At 39.4% G+C, this 1,852-nt stretch carries 1 protein-coding gene; it reads left to right on the top strand.

The genetic code is table 11. From position 1 onward, the window contains the following. Positions 1-1,852 (top strand): lectin-like domain-containing protein (locus tag MZO40_RS16685; RefSeq protein WP_252133459.1); only part of this gene is annotated, 1,852 nt, incomplete at both ends.

The raw sequence follows: 1,852 nt of genomic DNA, 5'->3' as shown, positions 1-1,852 counted from the left end.
AGCAAAGGCCGAAACGACTAGTGCAAGTAGTAGCAGTGCAGCAAAGGCCGAAACGACTAGTGCAAGTAGTAGCAGTGCAGCAAAGGCCGAAACGACTAGTGCAAGTAGTAGCAGTGCAGTGAAGGCCGAAACGATTAGTGCTAAAACACGCCAAACTGTAACTAAGATATCTTACAACACATTATTGCAACAATTACGTACAAGTAAGGCTTTGGCGACTGATAAAGAAGCTCTAACACATGTTACTAAGGATAATTTTCTTGCTTACTTTTCATTAAACGGATCAGCCACTTATGATCAAAATACTGGTATTGTGACTATTACACCAGATGAATATAATAAAGTTGGAAATTTCTCTCTCAAGAGTAAAATTGATATGAATACTAGTTTTACTTTAACTGGTAAGGTTAATTTAGGATCCAATCCTAATGGAGCTGACGGTATTGGCTTTGCTTTTCATAACGGTAATACCACAGATATTGGTAATGCTGGTGGCAACTTGGGTATTGGTGGCTTGCAAAATGCTCTGGGATTTAAGCTTGATACATGGTCAAATGGTTATCAAGCTCCACAGTCTGATAAAGATGGTAGCCAAATCGATTCAACTAACTCTAATGATTTTGGTTGGAATGGGGATTCTATGAATGCTCCATATGGCACATTTGTTGATACTGAAAATGAAGAAGTTGCTACTAAGGATGGAATAAAAGTTCAAAGATGGTGGGCTAAAGATGTTGATGGAACTTCCCAAGCGTTAAGTAAGTCTGACGTAAACGGCCAATTTCATGATTTTACAGTTGATTATGATGGAGATACAAGAACATTAACAATCAAGTATACCCAAACAAGCGGTAAGATATTAACTTGGACTACGACTGTCTCGAATTCTAATCAAGCAATGGCAATGATTGTCAGTGCATCAACTGGTGGTGCTAAGAATTTACAGCAATTTGAAATAATGAGTTTTGATTTTAAGCAAGCAGCGACAGTTAATGTTAAGTATGTTGATACAAAAGGTAATCAAATTGCTCAAGGTGAGGTTGCTTATCCAAATGGCGCTAATGTTAATGGTACTTATACTACAGGACAATTAGAAATTCCCAATTATAAGTTTGTAAGAATGGATGATGGTACTGCCACTGGAGCAAAAAGTTTGCCAGCGACGGGTACTCTAACAAAAGCTGGAGATAATGGGACGGTTATTTATGTCTATGCACCAGCGTACACACAAACAAGCAAAACAATTAGTGAAACCATTAAGTATATTGACCAAGATGGTAAAGAAGTAGCAATAGGATATACGGCAGATCCAATTACATTTGTGACAGTAACTAATCCAGTTGATAACACAACAACAACGTATTACTCAACTAAAGCAAAGACTGCAACGCTGGATGATAATGGTGTGCCAACAGAAGCTGGATGGACAAAAGCAGACAGTACCAATTTCGCAGAAGTAGTTAATCCAGAAGTTGATGGCTATAAGGTAATCAGTAATGATGCCCCAAACTCTGATTTGACAAGCGTTGCAGTTCAAACTGTCTACACTAATTCTAGTGATCTTGATTTCACGGTGGTTTATGCTAAGAATGCGCCAACTATTACAACTGAAAGCAAGACGATTAATGAAACTATCCATTACGTCTACAAAGATGGTACGACAGCTCATGATGATTATGTGGCCAAGCCGGTTGAATTTACGCGTGAAGTCTCAACTGATGCGGTGACAGGTGAGAAGACCTATGGGTCTTGGTCAGCAGATCAAAGCTTTGCGGCAGTAACTAGCCCAGCTATTAAGGGTTACACGCCAGACCAGGCTGAAATTGGGGCACAAACTGTGAGTGGTGACGCT

This window comes from Lactiplantibacillus sp. B652 (genome assembly GCF_023806745.1).
Lineage (GTDB): Bacteria > Bacillota > Bacilli > Lactobacillales > Lactobacillaceae > Lactiplantibacillus > Lactiplantibacillus pentosus.
The sequence above is the reverse complement of the archived record's forward strand: the minus strand, read 5'-3'. Positions and strand labels throughout refer to the sequence as shown.